Source organism: Roseateles sp., assembly GCF_049240545.1.
Classification (GTDB): domain Bacteria; phylum Pseudomonadota; class Gammaproteobacteria; order Burkholderiales; family Burkholderiaceae_C; genus Paucibacter_A.
Map to the genome: position 1 here is coordinate 1 of NZ_JBMLSK010000273.1, position 1,784 is coordinate 1,784.

The 1,784-nt window shown below is 67.7% G+C and carries 1 protein-coding gene; it reads right to left on the reverse strand.

What is annotated here, in order from left to right; all coding sequences use genetic code 11:
• Positions 1 to 1,676, reverse strand: a 1,676-nt coding sequence (locus ACOVRJ_RS17675; RefSeq protein WP_422045148.1) for a hypothetical protein, incomplete at its 3' end; no start/stop codon positions are given.
• Between the last annotated feature and the right edge of the window lie 108 nt (positions 1,677 to 1,784).

Sequence of the window (1,784 nt, forward strand, 5' to 3'; positions counted from 1 at the left end):
AGCGTCCCGAAGAACGACAGCTGGCGCGTCGGGTGCGTCGTCTTGGACTCGACGCGCGAGAAGCCGGCGAGCTGGCCGCCGACCAGAAAGCCGCACACGAACCGGTTGACAATGTTGCTAGCAGCGGCCACATCCCGGTTCATGAAGCGGCCGCGGCTGGCGCACGCCCGGTTCGGGCAGTACACCGTGCCCTTGTGCTCCTGGGTCGCCCTGGCCCCGGCCTTGTGCGGGTGCTTGACCTCACTGCCGCAGTCACCGCAGAGCTTGGTCGTGCAGTGCTCGTCGCACATGACGACGATGGCGCGCCGGGCAAGGTGCTTCAGAAAGTCCTTGAACGCAAACTGCGTGGTCGCCCCACTCACGGCCCAGCCGCCAATGTAGAAGACGGGCAGCCGCCCGTCCTCCATGGGGCCGGCGAACCGGATCATCTCGTTGATGAGGTGGTCGCGCAGCCGGTCTCGGCGGCGGCGGGCCTCGCCCAGCGCGGCCAGCCCGCCCGAGTGGAAAAACAGCTCGGCCGCGTTGTCGAGCCCGCCCAGCTGAACAGCGAGTGCGTCCAGCACCGCCACCGGCGTCGGCCGCCCGAACGTGTCCGCCGATGCCGCCAGGTCCGCCTGGATCCGCCTGCCGTCGGCGTTCCGGCCGCGCACCAGCGTCTGCGTCGCAATGGCGGCCGCGAGCGCTTCCCGCCGCGCCGCGGTGTCCGCGGTCGGTTCTTCCTCGAGGCGCTCGAGCTCGTCGACCAGGGCCTCGAGCTGCACATCGTCCAACCGCACGCGCCCTTGGTCGCGGGCCGCATCGCGGTGCTTCTGAACGCCCTTGGCGACCTTGACGGCGCCAGCAGAGACCGACAGGGCAACACCGGTGTGGCGCGCGGGGGCGTGCTGCTGCTGCGCGGGTTGTTGGTCGTCGTCCCGCGGTGGGGCCCGGTACACCCGAACGGTGACCTGCTCAGGCATGAAGTGCTTGCGCCAATCAGGCGAGGCTGCTTCAGCAGCAAACCCACGAAACAGCTGGCAGATGTTGGCATCGACCTTCTCTTTCGTGTTAAAAATGGTCTGGCAGCCGCGAATCTGCAGAATCTGGTCATTGCGCCGCAGCAAGCCCACATCGTCCCCGTCGACCCGAAGCCCGTGCATCGGGGCTGCACCCTCGCGTGTTCGCGGCGCAGCGACGATGTTCTTGTGCTGGTAGGCCGCCTCGAGAACCCTCCACGCCACCTGCAGCTCGAGCACGGCCGGGTTCGGCGCCAGATGCGCCGCCTTCACGTTCATGGCGCGCACCTTAAACGGGGTCAGGCGCGGTGTCGGGTCCCCAGCCGCCCTCGCATTCAGCGTCTGCTTGGCCTGATCGCTGCGCCACGCATTGACCAGGGTGAGAAACGCCAGTTTACCCGGATCCAAGCCGAGCTGCAGGCGGCTGTCCCGGGACCGCACATGCTGGATGAGCGCAATATGTGCGTTCAAGTGCTCCAGCGGACAGACATTCCCGTAGCGGGCAAGTGGGCGGAGCAACCGCTCGTCGCTGTACTGGGCGGGCTTGCGGGGGTCGATCCCGACTGCTCCCAGCATCCGGTCCCCGAGCAGCAACACCTGCCGTTCCGTTAAGGTCGACAGATCTGGACAGCACTTCTTGACCTCCGTGCCCAGGTGCACGAAGTCAATCGTGCTCAGCACGCCAGGGCTGAGCAAGTCATCGATGGGGCGCGGTGGGCTCGGTGGTGCACCAACAGCCGCAGCCGCAGCCGCAGCCGCAGCCGCGCGCTCAAACGTCAGGGCTTCAGG